The organism is Alteromonas australica, assembly GCF_000730385.1.
Classification (GTDB): domain Bacteria; phylum Pseudomonadota; class Gammaproteobacteria; order Enterobacterales; family Alteromonadaceae; genus Alteromonas; species Alteromonas australica.
Genome location: NZ_CP008849.1, coordinates 687,944 through 708,139, shown reverse-complemented (window position 1 = coordinate 708,139; position 20,196 = coordinate 687,944). Strand labels below are relative to the sequence as shown.

Genomic DNA, 20,196 nt, shown 5'->3' with positions numbered 1-20,196 from the left:
GGGTAATTGTTATCATTACCCCTTAGTATGATTCGAATTGTCGCGAACTACAGATCAACTTCTGCCATATTTCCTTTGCTTTCTAACCAAATTTTCCTGTCACCTGAGCGCTTTTTCGCGAGTAACATATCCATCAGTTCTAACATTTCTTCGGCATCTTCAATGGTTAGTTGAACCAATCGGCGCGTGTTGGGATCCATAGTAGTTTCACGCAATTGCATCGGGTTCATTTCGCCCAGTCCTTTGAAGCGCTGTACGTTTACCTTACCACGTTTTTTTTCTGCTTCTATGCGATCTAAAATGCCCTGCTTTTCACTCTCATCCAGCGCATAGAAAACCTCTTTACCAACGTCAATTCTAAACAAAGGAGGCATAGCCACATAAACATGCCCATGATTCACCAAGGTTCTGAAATGTTTCACGAATAACGCGCATAGCAGGGTAGCGATATGCAGTCCATCGGAGTCAGCATCGGCCAGAATACATATTTTTCCATAGCGCAGACCCGATAAGTCTGAAGAGTCAGGGTCTATGCCTAAGGCAACCGAGATATCGTGAATCTCTTGCGACGCTAATACTTGGGACGAGTCGACTTCCCAGCTATTTAGAATTTTTCCGCGCAGCGGCATGATGGCTTGAAACTCGCGATCTCTCGCTTGCTTTGCTGAACCACCCGCGGAATCCCCTTCCACGAGGAAAAGTTCAGAGTATGAGATATCTTGCGAGGAACAATCGGTTAATTTTCCTGGTAAGGCGGGCCCTTGCGTTACCTTCTTACGCGCGACTTTTTTGGTTTGACGTAACCGGCGTTGAGCATTGTTAATACACATTTCAGCTAACGCTTCAGCCACTTCAGTATGCTGATTTAACCACAGGCTAAATGCGTCTTTAACCACGCCAGAGACGAAAGCTGACGCTTGCCGAGAAGACAGTCGCTCTTTGGTTTGCCCCGCAAATTGTGGATCTTGCATTTTCGTTGATAAAATATAAGCACAACGGTCCCAAATATCATCTGGAGAAAGCTTCACACCGCGGGGCATTAAATTTCTAAATTCACAGAATTCGCGCATAGACTCCAGCAAGCCCTGCCTGAGCCCGTTAACGTGGGTTCCGCCTTGTGCGGTTGGAATAAGGTTAACGTAACTTTCTGTGACCAACTCGCCGCCTTCAGGCAGCCACATTACCGCCCAGTCGGCAGCTTCAGTATTGCCACTAAAGTTACCAATGAAGGGACTATCGGTGGGCAAGGTTTCAAACTCTTCAACGGCTTGGTACAGGTAGTCTTTCAAGCCATCTTCAAAGTACCATTCTTGGCTGTCTTTGGTTATTTTATTATCAAAACGAATGCGCAGGCCGGGGCTTAATACTGCCTTCGCACGAAGGTTGTGCATTAAGCGGCTTACTGAAAACTTCGCTGAATCAAAGTATTGTGCATCAGGCCAGAAGTGAACGCGGGTCCCCGTGTTACGCTTACCACAGCTATCAATAACCGCTAAATCTTCCACTTTGTCGCCATTTTCAAAGGCAATTTGATACACCTTACTATCTCGACGAATCGTCACTTCAACACGGGTAGAAAGGGCGTTTACAACTGATATCCCCACGCCATGTAAACCACCTGAAAACGCGTAGTTCTTGTTTGAAAACTTGCCCCCTGCGTGTAATTTACAGAGGATAAGCTCCACCCCAGAGATTTTCTCTTCTGGGTGAATATCTACCGGCATGCCTCGACCATCATCAATCACTTCTAAAGATTGATCTTCATGCAATATCACTTTGATATTAGATGCGTGTCCCGCTAAGGCTTCATCTACACTGTTATCGATGACTTCCTGCCCAAGGTGATTAGGGCGCGTGGTATCGGTATACATCCCCGGTCGACGTTTAACCGGGTCTAAGCCATTTAAAACTTCAATTGCATCTGAATTATATTGATTTGACATAGTTATGGTTGTTATTTAAGCCAGCAATAAGAAAAACATGCACACATGCACATGACGAAAGCAAACGATTTTGATGTTATCAAGGCTTTTCGAGCCTAGCAACGAAAAGCACGTTTACCGTGTTGCGTGTCAACCTACTCACTATTTTATCCCGTTAAGCAGGAATTCAGCGATATCGGGTAAGTGTCGTGAGTAATCAACAAAACTGTGGTCTCCACCTTGCTCTACAATAAGGTGGCTATGGGCATATTTTTGTTCTGCCTGACGATAATCTAAGGTCTCATCGTCAGTTTGCAACATTACGCGATAGGCCTTGGGATTATTCAGCCTAGCGGTATCCAACTGTTTTAATACCTCTATATCGCTAGGCACAATAGTAAACCCTTCATTGGTGTAAGGGTTAACATGTTCTCCTAAGTAGTTTTGGAGTAGTTCATAGGGGCGTACGGCTGGGTTGACTAACACAGCCTTACCACCAAACTTTTCAATCAAGTAGGTTGATAAGTAACCGCCCATGGAACTGCCTATCGCTTTTAGCCCGTTTTCAATCAGTCCAGGGTGCTGGGCAATTAGGGTAAGAAGCTGCTGTTCAACATGGGCTGGGGAATTAGAAATCTGCGGAATGTGCAACTGAACATCGGGATAGTACTGGGCGAAATATTCTCTCGTGGCTTGCGCTTTCACCGACGCCGGCGAACTTAAAAATCCATGAAGATACAAGATGTGATGCATAGGGTTAAAGTCTCTCTATATGCCGTGTTACGGCACCTGTGTCGTGAAGTGTAATAATTTGCCCGCCCGGGGTTAGCTCACTTACCCCAAAATCTGAGGTCATTGCCCACTGCCAACAAGTGGATGGCGCGCCAAACACCGGCACTTTGTGTTCCTCGCCTAACTCATCAAAAATAGGATAATGAACGTGACCGTGTATGATACCTCGGATTAACCTTTGGGTATTTAGCCAATGCAGTAAATCGCTGGGGTTCACTAAAGCATGTTTGTCCATCCAACTGTTACTTGGGCGTATATGATGATGCAAACACAACAAATGAAAAGCAGAAGAATGTTGTGTTATATCATCAGATATACTGGCAAGTTGCTGGCTGCACACCTGACCACTCGCTCCCTTCCCTCGGGTGTCTAAACCATGAATTTGCCAATTCCTTAGCGCCACACTCTTGCCCGGGGCGAGGGTGACATCCCCCAAATACTCTTGGTAATACGGGTTGTCATCATGATTACCAGGAATCACAAAAAAAGGCACTGGCGAATAACGCGCTAAAAGCGAGAGGAAATGGTGATAACTTTGTGCTGAATTATCACCGGAAATATCGCCAGTAACCACAATAGCGTCAACCCCAAAATGGTTAACCTGGTTGGCAAAAGCGCGTTTAAGAAGGCTTTTTAACGAAGAAAATGGGTTAACTTGCCCATAACCACTGCGGTTAACTTCTGCAAATAGATGACAATCTGACAGATGCAGTAACCGAATCACGCTTCAGACGCCACCTTGGGTTTCAAGCTAAGACAGAAGTGAAGCCATTCAGCGAGAAAAATATTAACCATTTGCTTTTCGTTGCGTTGTCGCATCTTAATATTGGGGTAATCGTACGAGGGTGCTAAAGCCCCTGTATTTTGACTATTGATCACTTCCGCCATTCTTGCATCATGATACAACCGCACTGTCATTGATGGCGTCAGGTATGCCGGCATGTCTTTGGTGGTCTGTTGTACAGTAAGCGTGCTGGTGTAGCGAGAACTTTCAATGATTCGAATTTCATAGGTTAGCGTGTCTCCTACTGCAAAAACGTACTTCAACGCTTCAGTATCGCAATCGGGTAAAATTTTGAGCACGTGAGCGTAGTTCAACTCACACAGTGCCTGCATAGTTGCTAACTTCGGAACATATTTCCGCTGCGTTAAAGAAGTCACCTGGTCTGCCACTGCTCCTGTAGTTTTGTTTTGTTCATGAAAAACCATTGTAGCGCAATTACTGCCGCAGCGTTGTCTATAAGGCCACTTTCTAGCCATTCAAGGGCAGTTTCCTCTGAAACCCGATGCACTTTTATATCTTCAGACTCTGCTGCTAAACCATGAATCCCCTGGGCTAAGGTGGCATCGGTTTTAGCCACATAAATGTGCAGGCGCTCTGTGGTTCCGCCAGGGCTAGACAAATAACTTAACGCCTTGGTTAATCCGTCTAAAATAATACCCGCTTCTTCCATAGATTCCCGATGACAAACGGCTTCCGGCGTTTCTCCTTCATCAATCATCCCTGCAATAATTTCTATCATCCAAGGGGTTGAAGATGTGGCCATTGCCCCAATTCTAACCTGCTCAATTAACACAAACTCTTTTTGAACTGGGTCGTAAGGTAAAACGCCAACAGCATGACCTCGCTCGAAAATTTCACGTTTAACCATGGCGCTCCATTCGCCATTAAAACATTTGTGCCTAAATTGATATTCTTGCATGGTAAAAAAACCACGATAAACTGGCGTGATTTGAGATATTTCCACATCGTTTGAGGTAAATGAAAGGATTTTCTTGCTCATTTGCAGACACTTTTGGTTTGAAACGCTTTATCATGCATAGTACAGATTGACTCCATTTTTGTATACGCTGCGCTTTTTGCAACAAGGGTGGATAAAACACGAGAGCAAATATAATTATTAGCTTGGGTACTGGTGAAATATAAAGGCCAGATCACATATTCTGTTACAGTTAAACCAAGACTGTTACGAGAAGACGCTTTCGGTTTACCGTTAATTATTCTTAAACTAATAAAATTCGCAGTCTATAAGACTCAACAAGACTTAACAGGAATACGTAAGCATGAAACGAACACTTCTGTCGCTGGTAATCGGTTTATCTATAAGCACTAGCGCCCTTGCCGATGACTTAGTACAGGTTTATGAGCAAGCAGTATCTAACGATCCCATTGTCAACCAAGCAAAAGCGGAGCGTGATGCTGCGTATCAAGGTATTAGCATTAGTCGTGCAAGTTTACTTCCACAAATTTCAGGCTACGTTGACTATACAAAGTCCACCTCAGAAAGCGCCCAAACACTAGGTTCAGGCGCCGAAGATTTGCAAGTAGTGACCTTCGAAAGTGACGCTGATTCCCTCGACTACGGCCTATCGCTAAGTATGTCGTTATACGATCATGCAAACTGGGTGGGGTTAAATCGTGCTGAGAAAATCGCACAGCAATCGGACGCAGCGCTAGCCGCCAGTATGCAAGATGTGATTGTGCGCACAGTTACCGCTTACTTCGATATTTTACGTGCCCGCGATAACGTTGAATTTGTAGGCGCGGAAAAGCGTGCTATTGAGCGTCAGTTAGAACAAACTCGCCAGCGCTTTGAAGTGGGTTTAACGGCCATCACTGATGTACATGAAGCACAAGCAAATTATGACAGCACGGTAGCACAAGAAATTCAGGCTAAAAACGCATTAGAGTCGGCGTTAGAAGCCCTTCGAGTGATTACGGGAAAATACCACGATCGCCTTTACGGTTTAAACACAGAAAACTTCTCAGCGACCATGCCCGTTCCTGCGCAAGTTGACGAATGGTTAGAAATTGCTGAAGAAAGCAATTTGTCGTTGTTAGTTGACCGTTTGGCCATGGATGTTGCGAAAGAAGACATCGCCGTAGCAAAAACAGGCCATTTACCGACACTAGATTTAAGCGCGAGCGTTAGCCGCACTAAAAATGACGTAGAAAATGAATTTCTTGCTTACGAAACCCCGTATTTAGATAGCCGCTCAGTGGGGGTTACCCTTAGCGTGCCAATTTACCAAGGTGGCAGTGTCTCTGCGTCAACCAAGCAAGCTCAGTATAACTATGTAGTGACAAGCCAGGTGGCAGAGCAAACCTACCGTCAAACAGTACAGTCGGTTCGAAGCTCGTTCAACGATGTCAAAGCGGCGATTTCTACTATCAGAGCACTAGAGCAATCAGTGGTATCAGCTGACAGCGCTTTGAAAGCAACAGAAGCGGGCTTTGATGTGGGTACTCGGACTATCGTGGACGTACTTGATAGCACAAGAAATCTCTTTGATGCTCGCCGAAACTTATCCGGCGCACGTTATGATTTCATTCAATCCGTGATCACATTAAAGCAGGCAGCGGGTACGTTAACCAGTGAAGACGTGGCAATGATAAACCGAGGGTTAAAACCGGTTGAAACTACCACCAGCAACTAAAAAAAATGCTGTACACAATGAATGGCGGCATTTAGCCGCCATTTTTATATCAGCAATCTAACGGGCTATTGTGGTTTTGCAGCCGTCGAAGAATGGGAACATTGAGCTGCGCGTTCTAAGGTTTCAATAAGGTGTTTGATATCCTCGCAAAGTGCGCTGACATTGTCTCGGTGCACCGCACGTTGGCTTAGCGCAGCAGAAACACGAAATAATTTTTCTTGCAACGAATGTAAATCATCGTCCATGATATTGCCCCTTTTTTATTCCAGTATACTCCAGTGATGTGTAGGCTCAATGCCTAAGGAGTATTAGTTTGTATTTTGAGCGAAAAAAACATGCAAGCCTCTGAGTTACAAAACCGTTTTGAACACATTCGCGCCAATAAGTGGTTTGAAGCGTTTGTGGTTAGCGTCATTGTTATATCCGCCCTACTCGTCGGAGCTAAAACCTATGAGTTACCCGCTGGCTTTGGTTCCGTCACGCTAGTATTAGACTGGTTTATCAGTGCGTTTTTCTTAACAGAAATAACCATTCGATTTTTGGCAGAACGCAAAAAACGACACTTTTTCAAGAGCTTTTGGAACTGGTTTGACACTCTCATAGTGATAATAAGTTTAATCCCAGCTGACGATGCTGAACTGGCCGTTATCGCCCGCTTAGTGAGAGTGTTTCGGGTACTTCGTATGATATCAATTATACCTGAACTTAGAATTCTTCTGGTCTCTTTGGTCAAAGCCCTCCCACAATTGGGCTATGTCATGCTGCTGATGTTTATTATCTTTTACATTTACGCAGCCATTGGCAGTACCTTATTTGAGGACATTAACCCTGTATTATGGGGCGATATCACCATTTCACTGCTAACCCTGTTTCGGGTAATGACATTTGAAGATTGGACCGATGTCATGTATGAGACCATGGAAGTGTACCCGTTAAGCTGGGTATATTACTTAACCTTCATCTTTTTCACCGCCTTTGCGTTTTTAAACATGGTGATTGGCATCGTGGTGAATGTCATGGAGCGTGAGAACGAAAAGGCCCGTGCAGAAAAAGCCGCATTACTAAAAGCTGAGAAAGAAGCTGAAGGCTATCGAGAAGTCACATTAGAATTATTGATGTCTGAACTGCAAACCATTAAAGCTAAAATAGACCATAAAGAAAAATAAAAAAACGGCCGTTTGAGTATCACTCAAACGGCCGTTTTTTATGTCATGCTAAATCGTGAATGGTCTTATCTAAATACCGTAAGTCGTTTTCAAGCTTTCGATCCGCACTAACGAGACTTTTTGCTTAAACTCTCGGCTTGATAGACGCCGTTTCGCTAAACTGTCTTTGTCTAGCTCTAGTAATAATTCCACGTGATTTAAGTACACTTCCTCATTGGCAATAGGCCGTGTTGCTATTTCTTCATACAAACTCAACGCTTCTTGTTTCTCACCTTTTGCAATGAGTACCTGTGCTAGCGTGTCGATGGCATCGGCATTTTCAGGTTGTAGCGCAATTGCTTTATTGGCAAGGTTTTGCGCCTCTTCCAGCTCATTTTCCTTGAATTTGAGATAGGCTAAGTTATTCAACACGACGAAGTTATCTGATGTTTTCTCAAGAATTGTCTCGTAAGTGCCTATCGCTTGCTTTCGATCACGGTTAATTTGTCGCTCAGCTAACAGCATTGCACTTCTAATATCGTTTGGCTTATTTTCAACGTGAGTAGCTAAAAATGCGTACGCCTCACCGGCTTTATCTGTCATCTCCAGAATAGCCACCATCAATAATGCGTTATCTGCATTTGGTGTAGCTTCGTAGGCAGCTTGCGCGTGATCTAAGGCTTGTTCAGGGCGCTTATCGATAACGTACAAACGGGCAATGACGCCACGCACGAAAGGTAAACGCTTCGCCTCGTTCGACAAGTTGTCGATAATGCTCCATGCAGGCTGGCTTTGACCCAGCATACTATGGAAGTAGGCTTTTAATAGACGAATTTGCGGATCTGGGCGTTTCGCTAACACTTTATCCGCCATGGACAAACCTTGGCGATAATTTTTCTGCGAATCAAAAATAAGCAACATGCCTAAAACCGCGTTTTTGTCTTGTGGGTAAAACTCTACCCAACGCTCAAACAAGGCTTTAGCTTCTTCCACTTTATTGGTGGCTACCAATGCCTGCCCTTTTAGATTCCAAAAGGCCATTGGTGTAGTTTCGTCACCTTCCACTTCTGAAAGTAAGCTAACCGTTTTATCAAGGTCGCCGGACATTGCGTACATACGCGACAGCAAAATACGCAACATGATATTGTCTTTGTCGCGGTTTAACTGTTTGGTGGCATGTTGAATTACCGTGTCACCATTTTGTTGACTCGCTTCAAGGGCATACCATAACGTAATGGCTTGCACATCCGCCGGCTGGCCATCAATAAACTGCTTGATTTGCGCTATTGCCTGGTCGCGTTTTTCTTGCAAAATTAACAATTTAGTTCTGGCATAAACCACTTCGTTTTGGGCACCTTCTAAGGTGGCCGCCTTCGCTAAATAACCTTCTGCCGATGTGTAGTCTTCTTCTTCCATGGCAATATTCGCCAAATACACCATGGGTAACGCCAATTCTGGCGACTGCTCGCGCCATTCGGTGGCGGCCACTTTCGCTTTATCAATTTGCCCCGTGGCAAGGTAAGCTCGCAACAGGGTATTTTGCGTGGTGGTAGACTCAGGCGCCTGCTGCACTGCCTCTTCAATCTTCACTAAACCATCAATATCATTTAATGAAAGCTGAAGCACACCAAGACGGGCTAAATCTTCTGGCGACGAGCTCGCTGTTTCGCTGCGTTCCGCCATCTGTTGCGCCCCTATCACATTGCCCTCTTTAAGCAATTGATAACTGGCTTTTGAAAACAAAGCGGCGTCTGCGTTGGCCTGCCCTTCTACACGATTAAGCACTTCTAGTGCTTCATCATTCTCACCTAACTGCAACATGCTGTCGGCAAGCATACGAAGGCCTGGGTGGTTATCAGGTAACGTTGATGCAATCATGGCAAGGTGACGTTGCGCCGCTTCAAAATCTTGAATTTGATAGGCACTAAAGCCGGCCACTAAACGCACAATTTGATCGCTGCGCCCATTTTGAATAGCCACTTCCAAGTAATCTAACGCCTGGGCATAATTTCCATTCGCTGACTCGATTATCCCTTTGAACGTGTTCAATAAGGGGTGCGTGTTATTCAGGGTAAGTAAATCATCAACAATAGGCTCAGCTTTGCCTAACTCTCGCTGCTCAATAAGCAGGGCGGCAAAAGCAAATTTACTGGTGAGGTCATTGGGAAATGCGCTTACATAGTCTTCGTATACGCCTAATGCTTGCTCTTGTTGCCCGGCGAGTAAATAGAGGCGTGCAAGCTGTAACAATACATCTTTATTTTGCGGCGCTTGCTCCTGCAACGCTTCAGTCGCGGTAAGGGCGCTTTGGTAGTCTTTATCTAAAATGTACTGGTAGCTGTCAATGAGCCCTTTATAAACAGATTCTGTATCTAAGGTCATTAAATCGCTGAGCAACGCTTCTGCATCGTTAAATTTTTCTAGCTGTACTAACGCTTGCAGTTTGTAGAAACCCACCTCTGCAGACTCAACCACCGTCATACCTTCTGCGCGATAGTCTACCCCAGCCAATGCTGTTTCCGCGCCTGACTGCTGATACGCCACTGAAAGTAATGGAATAACTTCGCTGGCAGCATAACCAAGCTCAAGGGCTTTATTCAGTTCTTTCTCTGCCGCCACATAGTTGTTACTTTGCAGGTATAAGCGTCCTAACTCAAAACGCGGTTGCGCAACATCAGGCTTTAACTGAATGGCGCTTTTGTATTCCACGATAGCAGCATCTACACGCTGTTTCTGTACATACGCCCGAGCATCTTCTAAGTGCGCTTCCATCGATTTTTCACCACAGCCTGTCAATATGAGGCTGCTGAGTAGCATGGCAGCTACTGATGCGCGCTTAACAAAGCGGTGTGAAGATTTTTTGTTCATTCTATTTCCTTTGCCCTGCATGTAATTATTTGTTGTCTATTCATCGAAGCTTACACCAATGCCTGTGCATTTTTTCATCATTATTGTGCAATTTCGTGGCAACCTGCCCATTATTCGAATATAATAACGTTTTTTGCAATACCGCAGGCATACTCCGGCACAAACTATTGCCGGTTCACGTTTGCCGCGCCCTCCTTACTTAATGCACCAGGACCCTTAATGACAACAACTGTCGACATGACATTTAAAGATCTCAAACTACCAGAACCTATCTTACAAGCCCTTGAAAAAGTTGGCTACGAGAAACCATCGCCTATTCAAGCAGAAAGTATTCCATTACTTCTTGAAGGTCATGATTTACTCGGTCAGGCCCAGACAGGAACAGGAAAAACCGCCGCGTTTGCCCTGCCTATGTTGGCAAATATTGATCCTGAGCAACGTAAGCCGCAATTACTGGTACTCGCACCGACTCGCGAATTAGCGATTCAGGTAGCCGAAGCGTTCCAAGTTTACGCAAGTTTTAGCCAAAAAATTAAAGTACTGCCGGTATACGGCGGTCAGTCTTATGACAACCAAATTCGCCAACTTAAACGTGGTGTTCAGGTTGTTGTAGGTACGCCGGGTCGTGTTATCGACCATATAAAGCGTAAAACATTAGATTTAAGCGAACTTAAATTTTTGGTTCTCGATGAAGCTGACGAAATGCTACGCATGGGCTTTATCGATGACGTAGAGCTTATTTTAAGCCATGCACCAGAAGAGCGACAAACTGCGTTGTTCTCGGCAACCATGCCAGGGCCTATTAAAAAGATTACTCAGCGTTATCTTAAAGACCCTAAGCAAGTTAAAATCGCATCGAAGGTAAGTACCGCAAGTACGATTCGCCAGCGTTTTTGCCAAGTTGCTCCACACCATAAGCTTGAAGCGTTAACCCGTATTCTGGAAGTGGAACCTTTTGATGGCATGATTATTTTTGTGCGCACAAAAACCGCTACCGTAGAGCTTGCAGATAAACTATCTGCGCGTGGATACGATGTTGAACCGCTTAATGGTGACATTCCACAGAACGCCCGTGAGCGTACTGTTGATAAATTGAAGCAAGGCAATATTGACATTTTGGTCGCCACAGACGTAGTAGCACGTGGCCTCGATGTTGAGCGTGTAAGTCACGTGGTTAACTTTGACGTTCCTTACGATAGTGAATCGTATGTTCACCGTATTGGTCGTACAGGCCGTGCTGGACGCCAAGGCGATGCTATTTTGTTTATTTCGCATCGTGAAAAGCGCATGCTGTTCTCTATAGAGAAAACCACCAAGCAGCCGATTGAAGCTATGCCCATTCCTTCAATTAGCGAAATCAATGAAACTCGCCTTAGCCGCTTTAAACAATCTGTGGTTGAAGCTGCCCAAGACGATAGCATTGAATCGCTTATTCCTATTGTTGAAATGATAAAGGAAGAAGCGGAAGCGTCTCCTGAAGTTATCATGGCTGCGCTACTTAAAATTGCCCAAGGTGACGAACCGCTTATCTTGAAAGAAAGCGACCGCCCTGATCTTCACAGCAAGCCACCTCGTGAACAACGAGAGCGCCGTGACGGAAGAGAAAGCCGAGATCGTAAAGGCAAGTCCACTCGTACTAGCCGCAAACCAGAAGAAGGTATGCAGCGTTATAGAATTGATGTAGGCCATGTACATGGTGCTAAGCCAGGTAATATCGTGGGCGCTATCGCCAACGAAGGTAACATCAATTCGAAACACATTGGCGCTATCGAGATATACGATAACTTCAGTACGGTTGACTTACCTGCAGGTATGCCAAAAGAGACGCAAGATAAGCTTACGGGCACCCGTGTTGCGGGCCAACGTTTGTCTATTCGTGCTTGGTCAGACACGCCACCTAAGCGTGAAAGCCGCGGCGGACGTAGTGCTGAGAAAGGTAGCCGTGACAATCGCGGAACCCGAGACAAGAAACGTAAGAACTAAATAGCACACAAACCAGCCTGCATATAACGTAAGGGAATATAAAGGCTGATTTCGTTGTTTCTAATAAAAAAGAATTAGCGCAAAATAGCGTTAGTTCTTTTTTTTTGCGTACCTGTTCATTATGGATTATTTCCCTCTGTTTTTAGATGCTCGTTCTATGCGCTGCTTAATTGTAGGCGCTGGCGAAGTAGCGGCCAGAAAGCTTGAGCTCATCATGAAAACACCCGCCACTATCACTGTGGTTGCTCCGTGGGTTTGCAGCACGGTAAAGCAACTTGCTGATGCGCCTAACGTAACCCTTATCGAACGGGAATTTAGCGACGCTGATCTCAATGACAAAGACATGGTGTTTGTGGCAACGGATAAGGGAGATGTTAATCAATACGTTCATGACCTTGCCCGCCAACAAAAAGTATTAGTAAATGTGGTGGACAACACGCCACTTTGCCAATTTATTACCCCCTCTATTGTTGATCGCTCCCCTATCGTTATTGCCATGAGTAGTGGAGGAGTCGCCCCTGTACTACTGCGTTACTTACGTCAGAAGTTAGAAACTGTCATACCCGCAAACTTAAGTAAGCTGGGCGCTTTTTCTGAAAAATTCAGGGACAAAGTTAAAAGCGCACTTTCAAGCGTGACGGCAAGACGCTACTTTTGGGAAGATGTATTAGACGGTGATATCGCAGAAATGGTCGAAAAAGGCCAAGATGAAAAAGCCGATAATGCCTTTCTAAAAGCCCTGGAGGCTGCGGCAGGGAATCAGCAGTTAGAAGGCCAAGTTTATCTCGTGGGTGCAGGCCCTGGCGACCCCGATTTACTGACCTTTCGCGCCTTACGTTTGATGCAGAAAGCCGATGTTGTGGTATACGACCGCTTAGTGTCACCGCAAATTTTAGAATTGGTGCGCAGAGATGCTGAAAAGATTTATGTAGGTAAAGCAAAAAGCAATCACACGCTACCACAGCAGGATATTAATCAGTTGATGGTTGATGAAGCGAAAAAAGGCAATAGAGTGGTCAGGCTGAAAGGCGGCGACCCCTTTATCTTTGGCCGCGGTGGAGAAGAGATACAAACCCTTATTGAACATGGTATCGACTTTCAGGTTGTGCCAGGCATTACTGCAGCAAGTGGGGCATCTAGTTACGCTGGCATTCCGCTAACGCATAGAGATCACGCCCAGTCTGTGGTATTTGCTACGGGCCACCTTAAAGACGGAAGCATAGACTTAAACTGGCCTTCTTTGGCCCAAGCCAATCAAACCATAGTGTTTTACATGGGCTTAACTGGCTTACCCATTATTTGCCAGAAGTTAATTGAAAACGGACTCGATGAAGATACGCCTATCGCCTTGGTGCAGTCCGCTACCACAGAAAATCAAACAGTGGTAACAGGCACCCTTAACACTATTGCTTCTTTGCCTGAAACCGCAAACCTCAAGCCTCCCACGCTTATTATTGTGGGTACGGTGGTGAATTTGCACAAAGAGTTGGATTGGTTTACCCAAGCATAAACTTGCACTTTCAACGGCCATGCGCATACTGATACTAACCTTTAATCTTCTGTAGGCGCTATGGCCGATACGTATTTAACCCCCTTACGCTATACTTGTATGCTTTGCTTCTTACTGCTGCAAGGTGTGGCTCCCTCGGCTTTAGCGGAGCAATTGAATTTTCAAAAAACACAAAAAGGTGATGCCACCGATTATTATTATCGCTGGCTAGATGCTGACAACGAAGTACAAGAAATTCGCTTTCGCCTACCCCATACCGCCTTTAAAGCCGCGCCAACGCTACAGCCTAACTATAAACCTTCTTTAGCACAGCGCTTCGTTACTGTAGCCTTAATGAAGAAAGCCAAAACCTACGACCCTAAAGACGCCCGTATCGCGATAAAAAATGATAATCAGCGCATTAACATTGAAGTTCGAGCGCAAAGTGAAACACGCGCGGATGTTATTTTAGAAGAACTGCAAGCAGAGCAAGTACGAGCCTTTAACACCTACCTTGAACAAAACTACTACGTACGTTTTACCACCATATTCAACCAAGGCGCCGTGAAACCCGACCACTTACGCTATGTTGAAGAAACCACTAAAGCCCTTGTCCCTGTTTCTCAAGCATTTTATGAAAAAATTAGACAAGATGCTGATGCGCGAGACTATTTCGATTTACTGCTTGGGTGGATACAAAGCATTCCATACGACACCTTAGAAGATCGTGTGGCCAGCAATGGTTCGGGTTTTGCGCCTCCGGTTGGACTACTTAACCAGAATCTGGGAGATTGTGACAGTAAAGCGGTATTAACCAGTGCGTTGGTACGGGCGTTTTTACCTACCACCGACATGGCAATGGTATTCTTGCCGAACCATGCATTGCTCGCCGTTGCACTTACCCCCTTAATCGACGATAGCACCATACAAATAGATGGACGCGACTTTGTGCTGTATGACCCCACGGGGCCTGCACTGCTTCCTTTTGGGCAGGTATCAGAGTCAACCCAACGATACCTGCAAACCGGTCGCTATCAAATAGAAGTGATTGATTAAGTAAGTGAAAAACCTGCTGCACACCCTTAAACGTGGATAAAATACCGCGTTTTGTGTGCTTAGCAGGTTGGTATTGAGAGGCTTATAGATTTTCTTCCGCAAAACTGGCTAAGCGGCTTCTGACCACACCATCAAGATTAATCGTGGCACTTCCTGAGAAGTACTTAAATTTCTCAACTAAGTAGGTTAAACCAGAGGTGACTGCCGAAAGGTAATTGCTGTCTATTTGCGCTAAATTCCCCCCCACAATAATTTTCGTCCCCTCGCCACAGCGCGTGATAATCGTCTTAAGCTGAGAGGCAGTTAGGTTTTGCGACTCATCAAGAATAACAATGGAGTTTTGTATACTTCGGCCGCGCATGAAGTTAACCGATTTATACTGAATATTGGCTTTCTCCATGATGTAATTCATCGAACCTTTCGTGTTCTCATCGTGCTTATGCAGCACTTCTAAAGAATCCGTAATGGCTGCCAACCACGGCAACATTTTTTCTTCCTCGGTACCGGGTAAAAAGCCAATGGATTCAGCAATTTCTGGCGTACTTCGCGTCACGATGATTTTATCGTACATGTTACGCTCTACCACCATTTCCAAAGCAGCGGCAAGGGCGAGAAGAGTTTTACCGCTGCCTGCCGGCCCTGTCAGCACCACTAAATCGATATGGGGGTCGAGTAGCGCGTGAAGCGCCATAGCCTGGCCTATATTTTTGGGCGTAATGCCCCAGGCATGGCGACTCATTAATCGCTCATAGCCTAAATCGAGTATTTCAAGGGAGTCCTGATTAACAGCCTCCACTAACCCGGCAAAATGTTTGCTGTCGTCCAGTAAGAACTCGTTGACGTAGGCTTCTGGCAACATAGATTTTGGTACCGTGTGAATGGTGTCACGCCCTTCTGTTCGGCTATCTACACTTTTAACCGCATCCCAAAAATTGCCTTCGAACTGATGAAAGCCTCGGGACAGATATTTGATATCAGTAATTAATTGATCGGTTCGGTAGTCCTCAACGTGAGCTAAGCCTGCGCCTTTTGCTTTCAAGCGCATATTTAAGTCTTTCGTTACCAACACCACCTGCTGAGGCGCGAATGTCTTTTGCAGATGTAACGCCACATTGATAATGCGGTTGTCATTTTCATTGCTAGTAAAAACCTGCTGGGTTTCCGCCATATTCAGATCAGTGAAAATGGAGAGGCTTCCCGAGGGCGCGGTAGAACCCGCTCCCATGCCTTCCATCGTGACTCCCGCTAACATTTCTTCCGGTGTGGCATCATGTAGCAAATCTTCCATTGCGCGAATTGATACCCTGGCATCACGAGCCACGTCTTTTTTACTGTCTTTTATATAATCGAGCTCTTCTAACACTGTCATGGGAATGACCACATCGTGTTCTTTAAAAGAGAGAAAGGCGTGAGGTTCGTGCAGCAGAATGTTGGTATCGAGGACGTATATTTTTGTATCGCTAGAATTTCTTTTGGGCATCCTTCACTCCGGTAAATAAAGCCAGGCTCACTGCAACTGCGCAGTTTGCAAGGTAACAGTTCCGCGTAAAGGAGAAGTTGTCGCTCGAACAGGACTTCACCCCCTTATCGCGTCGACTGAGAAGCAAGGTCTGTTACCTTGCCTCCAACGTTCGCTTTTTCAATTTCACGAACGTCTAATTCCACCATAATCCAGATTTTTAAATTTGGCACTGTTTTTCTACTTTTATTTTTGACGGCAAAAAGCATCGGATGCATTCACGCTTCTCTCAATCGTCGACAAATGAGCTAGTATTAATGACTTATTATGTCGCAATGCGTACAATACCGCCCCCGTAAAAAAGGTTGGTGATATATGAGTTCAGAAAGCCCGTTTTCTATTGGTCAGCGTTGGTTAAGTAATACAGAAACCGAGCTGGGTCTTGGTGCGGTTATTGGTGTCGATTTTCGTTCAGTTGAAATTCTCTTCCCTGCCACAGGCGAAGCGCGAATGTACACCAAACAAGAAGCGCCGTTAACGCGGTTAATTTTTGATATTGGTGAAACGGTTAAAAGTCAGGACGGGTGGGAAATGACCATCTCTGACATCGAAGAAAGCCAAGGCGTGTGCATTTATTCCGGTATCAGGGAAGACAATAAAGCCCAAGTACGCCTCTCTGAAACCATGCTGGATCACCACATTCGCTTAAACCAACCTGAGCGACGATTATTTAGCGAGCAACTCGACAATCCCAAATGGTTCGATTTACGCCTTAGTGCACTTAATCATCAATACGAATACTTACGTTCAAGTACTATAGGGCTTGCAGGAGCGCGTATATCCCTAATTCCTCATCAGCTACATATTGCGTCTGAAGTGGGCTCTCGCCACGCTCCAAGAGTATTACTTGCTGATGAAGTTGGACTGGGCAAAACCATTGAAGCCGCCTTAATCATTCACCAACAATTACGCACTGGCCGTGCCCAGCGGGTGCTTATTTTGGTGCCTGACTCACTCGTGCATCAGTGGTTAGTTGAGATGTTACGACGGGTGAATTTACCTTTTGCTATTTTCGATGAAAGTCGATGTGAAGCACTGGATGACGATGATGCCAATCCGTTTGAAAACGACCAGCTGGTACTTAGCAGTATCGATTTCATTAGCCAAAACCCTAAACGCCAAACGCAGATTCAAGCGGCCTCATGGGATTTAATGGTCGTTGATGAAGCCCATCACCTTGCATGGTCTCAAGACACGCCTTCACAAGAATATTTATGTGTAGAGGCTTTGGCAAACGCAACGCCAGGGGTGCTTCTGCTCACCGCGACCCCTGACCAATTAGGCCATGAAAGTCATTTTGCTCGCTTACGGTTACTTGATCCTGCCCGTTTTCATAGTTACGAGGCGTTTTTAACCGAAGAATCACGTTATAGCCAGTTGGCGGACGCCGTCGCCCCCTTGCTATCTGATGCCCAGCCCAATCCAAAGCAACGCGCTAAACTGAATGACTTCGCCCCTGACATAATGGCTCACGCCGGCGATTTGAATGATGCAAAAGCTCGCAATAACCTTGTTCATCAACTTATTGATTGTCACGGCACCGGGCGAATGTTGTTTAGAAACCGCCGTGCAAATATTGAAGGCTTTCCAGAGCGTGCATTATCTGCATATCCGCTTGCCTTACCCGCGGCCTACGATGCCGCCTTAAGCGAAGGCAACCTCACTTACGCGCTTTATCCCGAACGCATGCCTAGTGTGGTCAATACTTGGACGCAGGTAGACCCCAGAGTTGAGTGGTTACTCGACTTTATGAACTCGGTTAAGCCAGAAAAAATATTGCTCATTTGTGCCAGTGCACGCACAGCACAAGAGCTTGGCGAAGTGATAAGAACACAAACAGGCATTCGCCATAGTGTGTTTCATGAAGGTATGAGCATCGTTGAGCGAGATAAAGCCGCTCACTATTTTGCCGATGATGAAGATGGTGCTCAAATTCTGCTATGTAGTGAAATTGGTAGTGAAGGGCGCAATTTCCAATTTGCCCATCACTTGGTCTTGTTCGATTTACCCATTACGCCAGATTTACTTGAACAGCGCATTGGCCGTTTAGACCGCATAGGACAAATGCATACGGTACAAATCCACGTACCCTACTTAGCACAAAGTGCGCAGAATGTGTTGGTAGATTGGTATCACCAGGGCTTGAATGCATTTGAAAAGACCTGCCCCACAGGTGCTGGGGTTTTTGACGACGTCAAACCCTTACTTATTGGGGCTTGCCTTAAGCCGTCAGACGACCGTGCAAGAGAAGAACTCATTAATTTAAGCCATACCCTAAATAGTCAGCTCGTCAGCCAACTAGAAGCAGGACGGGATCGCCTTTTAGAACTCAACGCGTCGGGTGAAGGTCGGGTAGAGAAACTATTAGAAGACATTATCGACCTTGATACTTCCCAAGACTTGTCACGATTTATGGGTCGCGTCTTCGACGCTATTGGCGTGCAACAAGAAGAAAAAGATAACGACTGTTTTATTCTCATGCCCACTGAACATATGGTGAGCCAAATTCCTGGACTTGATCCAGAAGGCATGACCGTAACTTATAAGCGTCGTGTGGCCACGGTATTAGAAAATGTGCACTTTTTAAGCTGGGATCACCCATTAGTGCATACCGCCATTGATGTCATTCTTACTGATGTTCATGGCAAAAGCAGCATGGGCTTTATGGCAGATCCCACATTGCCCAAAGGGGCATATTGGGTAGAGGCGTTATTCGTACTTGACGCAAGCGCACCAAAATCTCTACAGCTAGGCCGCTTCTTACCTCAAACACCGGTGCGGATTTGTTTAGATGCGCAAGGCAACGCCGTCGATCTTGATGTGCAAATTAGTCGCAAAGTGGGCCGTAAAATTTCCTCACAGCTCATTAAGGCTTTGCAACAACCCCTTACGCTTGCTATTGAAACCGCAAGAAAACTGGCGCATCAACAAGCCAACACACTATTGCACGATGCCCTGGAAAACATGCATGAAACATTAAATGGGGAAATTCAGCGCCTTAAAGACTTACAAAAACGTAACCCAGCGGTAAGAGACAGTGAAATTGCATTTATAGAAACGCAAATGCAAACGTTAAACAAGGTTATTCAGTCTGCTGATGTACAATTGGATGCATTACGTATCGTGGTAAATAATCCCTAATGGCGAACCCCTCTTTCGTGTACCGGCCTCCAATGTCACCGTATTTACGTATAGTGTATTACGATGACCACATCTTAGTGGCCGATAAACCCAGCGGGTTACTCAGTGTGCCTGGAAAGGCTGACGAGCATAAAGATGCCCTAATCGGCCGAGTAAACCATGTGTTTCCAACTGCGACTGTCGTGCATCGCTTGGATATGGCCACTTCTGGTATCATGGTGATGGCCTTGAATAAGGCCAGTCATAGGCATATATCGAAGCAGTTCGAGCTTCGTCAAACTCGAAAGCGCTATTTCGCTCGAGTGTTTGGCAACGTTGAACAAGCAGAGGGCGAGATAAGGCTACCGCTTATTTGCGATTGGCCTAACCGGCCAAAGCAAATGGTGGATCATGAAAGGGGTAAACCTGCTCACACTCGTTACCAAACCATACAACAAGAGGGTGACGAAACACTGGTAGCGCTATATCCGGTGACAGGTCGCTCCCACCAGCTTAGGGTGCACATGTTAGCCCTTGGCCACCCCATATTAGGTGATAGGCTATACGCCCATGAGAAGGCGCTAGCCATGGCGCCTAGGTTGCAACTCCATGCTGAATCGCTCTGTTTTGCACATCCGGTAACCCTAGAAGCAATGACATTTAATAGCCCTATTCCTTTTAGTGACTATGTGCCTAAGCCCCTGTTTGATGAGATCAGGCCCTAGCGCATAGCGCTGCGAATGCGTTGCGCTCAAGGAGGGCTAACCCTTTTATACGCTGTATACTAGAATTTTATTGAAGAAGTCATCGCGCTTGCCGATATAAATATGAAGAAAATATACAGGTATAACATGGTCCGTCCTT

At 45.6% G+C, this 20,196-nt stretch carries 15 protein-coding genes; 7 read left to right on the top strand and 8 right to left on the bottom strand.

Translation table 11 applies throughout. The features are described 5' to 3' along the window. Positions 1-47: 47 nt before the first annotated feature. The 5 genes from parE to nudF form a co-directional block, all read right to left on the bottom strand. Positions 48-1,943 (bottom strand): DNA topoisomerase IV subunit B, encoded by a 1,896-nt coding sequence (gene parE / locus EP13_RS03090; RefSeq protein WP_044055977.1) that lies wholly within the window; start codon positions 1,941-1,943, stop codon positions 48-50. Positions 1,944-2,084: 141 nt separating this feature from the next. Then, positions 2,085-2,675 (bottom strand): YqiA/YcfP family alpha/beta fold hydrolase, encoded by a 591-nt coding sequence (locus tag EP13_RS03085; RefSeq protein ID WP_044055976.1) that lies wholly within the window; start codon positions 2,673-2,675, stop codon positions 2,085-2,087. Between the two features lie 4 nt (positions 2,676-2,679). Continuing rightward, positions 2,680-3,438 (bottom strand): metallophosphoesterase, encoded by a 759-nt coding sequence (locus EP13_RS03080; RefSeq protein WP_044055975.1) that lies wholly within the window; start codon positions 3,436-3,438, stop codon positions 2,680-2,682. Beyond that, positions 3,435-3,830 (bottom strand): DUF1249 domain-containing protein, encoded by a 396-nt coding sequence (locus tag EP13_RS03075; RefSeq protein WP_044449284.1) that lies wholly within the window; start codon positions 3,828-3,830, stop codon positions 3,435-3,437. Before EP13_RS03075 ends, EP13_RS03080 begins: the two co-directional genes overlap by 4 nt. A gap of 41 nt (positions 3,831-3,871) precedes the next feature. Continuing rightward, positions 3,872-4,498: an ADP-ribose diphosphatase gene (gene nudF / locus EP13_RS03070; RefSeq protein ID WP_044055973.1), complete on the bottom strand. Its 627-nt coding sequence runs from the start codon at positions 4,496-4,498 to the stop codon at positions 3,872-3,874. Between the two features lie 280 nt (positions 4,499-4,778). Between nudF and tolC the strand changes: the two genes are divergently transcribed. After that, positions 4,779-6,152 (top strand): outer membrane channel protein TolC, encoded by a 1,374-nt coding sequence (tolC, locus tag EP13_RS03065; RefSeq protein ID WP_044055972.1) that lies wholly within the window; start codon positions 4,779-4,781, stop codon positions 6,150-6,152. A gap of 65 nt (positions 6,153-6,217) precedes the next feature. Here the strand turns inward: tolC and EP13_RS03060 are convergent, their stop codons facing one another. After that, on the bottom strand, positions 6,218-6,397 hold the full coding sequence (locus EP13_RS03060) for a hypothetical protein (RefSeq protein WP_044055970.1): 180 nt from the start codon (positions 6,395-6,397) through the stop codon (positions 6,218-6,220). Between the two features lie 90 nt (positions 6,398-6,487). Here EP13_RS03060 and EP13_RS03055 point away from each other — a divergent pair, with 90 nt between their 5' ends. After that, positions 6,488-7,318 carry an ion transporter gene (locus EP13_RS03055; RefSeq protein ID WP_044055969.1) on the top strand — a complete coding sequence of 277 codons (831 nt, stop codon included), beginning with the start codon at positions 6,488-6,490 and terminating at the stop codon, positions 7,316-7,318. A gap of 69 nt (positions 7,319-7,387) precedes the next feature. On the opposite strand, the gene prsT is transcribed toward EP13_RS03055, so the two are convergent. Next, positions 7,388-10,165 carry an XrtA/PEP-CTERM system TPR-repeat protein PrsT gene (gene prsT, locus EP13_RS03050; protein WP_044055967.1) on the bottom strand — a complete coding sequence of 926 codons (2,778 nt, stop codon included), beginning with the start codon at positions 10,163-10,165 and terminating at the stop codon, positions 7,388-7,390. Positions 10,166-10,384: 219 nt separating this feature from the next. Between prsT and EP13_RS03045 the strand changes: the two genes are divergently transcribed. The 3 genes from EP13_RS03045 to EP13_RS03035 all read left to right on the top strand — a co-directional run bounded on the left by EP13_RS03045 (position 10,385) and on the right by EP13_RS03035 (position 14,693). Further along, positions 10,385-12,148 (top strand): DEAD/DEAH box helicase, encoded by a 1,764-nt coding sequence (locus EP13_RS03045; protein WP_044055965.1) that lies wholly within the window; start codon positions 10,385-10,387, stop codon positions 12,146-12,148. A gap of 121 nt (positions 12,149-12,269) precedes the next feature. Then, on the top strand, positions 12,270-13,658 hold the full coding sequence (cysG, locus tag EP13_RS03040; RefSeq protein ID WP_044055963.1) for a siroheme synthase CysG: 1,389 nt from the start codon (positions 12,270-12,272) through the stop codon (positions 13,656-13,658). A gap of 60 nt (positions 13,659-13,718) precedes the next feature. After that, positions 13,719-14,693, top strand: a complete 975-nt coding sequence (locus tag EP13_RS03035; RefSeq protein ID WP_231497916.1) for a hypothetical protein — start codon at positions 13,719-13,721, stop codon at positions 14,691-14,693. 82 nt (positions 14,694-14,775) lie between these two features. Here the strand turns inward: EP13_RS03035 and EP13_RS03030 are convergent, their stop codons facing one another. Next, the gene (locus tag EP13_RS03030; protein ID WP_044055962.1) at positions 14,776-16,173 is read right to left on the bottom strand and encodes a PhoH family protein; all 1,398 of its coding nucleotides are present in this window, start codon (positions 16,171-16,173) and stop codon (positions 14,776-14,778) included. Between the two features lie 354 nt (positions 16,174-16,527). Here EP13_RS03030 and rapA point away from each other — a divergent pair, with 354 nt between their 5' ends. Next, positions 16,528-19,353, top strand: coding sequence for an RNA polymerase-associated protein RapA (rapA, locus tag EP13_RS03025; RefSeq protein ID WP_044055961.1), 2,826 nt, complete (start codon positions 16,528-16,530; stop codon positions 19,351-19,353). After that, positions 19,353-20,057 (top strand): bifunctional tRNA pseudouridine(32) synthase/23S rRNA pseudouridine(746) synthase RluA, encoded by a 705-nt coding sequence (gene rluA / locus EP13_RS03020; RefSeq protein ID WP_044055959.1) that lies wholly within the window; start codon positions 19,353-19,355, stop codon positions 20,055-20,057. Before rapA ends, rluA begins: the two co-directional genes overlap by 1 nt. Positions 20,058-20,196: the final 139 nt, after the last annotated feature.

Excerpts from the sequence above, each read along its gene's own strand:
- parE (WP_044055977.1), bottom strand. The coding sequence starts at position 1,943 with ATGTCAAATCAATATAATTCAGATGCAATTGAAGTTTTAAATGGCTTA.
- EP13_RS03085 (WP_044055976.1), bottom strand. The coding sequence starts at position 2,675 with ATGCATCACATCTTGTATCTTCATGGATTTTTAAGTTCGCCGGCGTCG.
- EP13_RS03075 (WP_044449284.1), bottom strand. The coding sequence starts at position 3,830 with ATGCAGGCACTGTGTGAGTTGAACTACGCTCACGTGCTCAAAATTTTA.
- nudF (WP_044055973.1), bottom strand. The coding sequence starts at position 4,498 with ATGAGCAAGAAAATCCTTTCATTTACCTCAAACGATGTGGAAATATCT.
- tolC (WP_044055972.1), top strand. The coding sequence starts at position 4,779 with ATGAAACGAACACTTCTGTCGCTGGTAATCGGTTTATCTATAAGCACT.
- EP13_RS03060 (WP_044055970.1), bottom strand. The coding sequence starts at position 6,397 with ATGGACGATGATTTACATTCGTTGCAAGAAAAATTATTTCGTGTTTCT.
- EP13_RS03055 (WP_044055969.1), top strand. The coding sequence starts at position 6,488 with ATGCAAGCCTCTGAGTTACAAAACCGTTTTGAACACATTCGCGCCAAT.
- prsT (WP_044055967.1), bottom strand. The coding sequence starts at position 10,165 with ATGAACAAAAAATCTTCACACCGCTTTGTTAAGCGCGCATCAGTAGCT.
- EP13_RS03045 (WP_044055965.1), top strand. The coding sequence starts at position 10,385 with ATGACAACAACTGTCGACATGACATTTAAAGATCTCAAACTACCAGAA.
- cysG (WP_044055963.1), top strand. The coding sequence starts at position 12,270 with ATGGATTATTTCCCTCTGTTTTTAGATGCTCGTTCTATGCGCTGCTTA.
- EP13_RS03035 (WP_231497916.1), top strand. The coding sequence starts at position 13,719 with ATGGCCGATACGTATTTAACCCCCTTACGCTATACTTGTATGCTTTGC.
- EP13_RS03030 (WP_044055962.1), bottom strand. The coding sequence starts at position 16,173 with ATGCCCAAAAGAAATTCTAGCGATACAAAAATATACGTCCTCGATACC.
- rapA (WP_044055961.1), top strand. The coding sequence starts at position 16,528 with ATGAGTTCAGAAAGCCCGTTTTCTATTGGTCAGCGTTGGTTAAGTAAT.
- rluA (WP_044055959.1), top strand. The coding sequence starts at position 19,353 with ATGGCGAACCCCTCTTTCGTGTACCGGCCTCCAATGTCACCGTATTTA.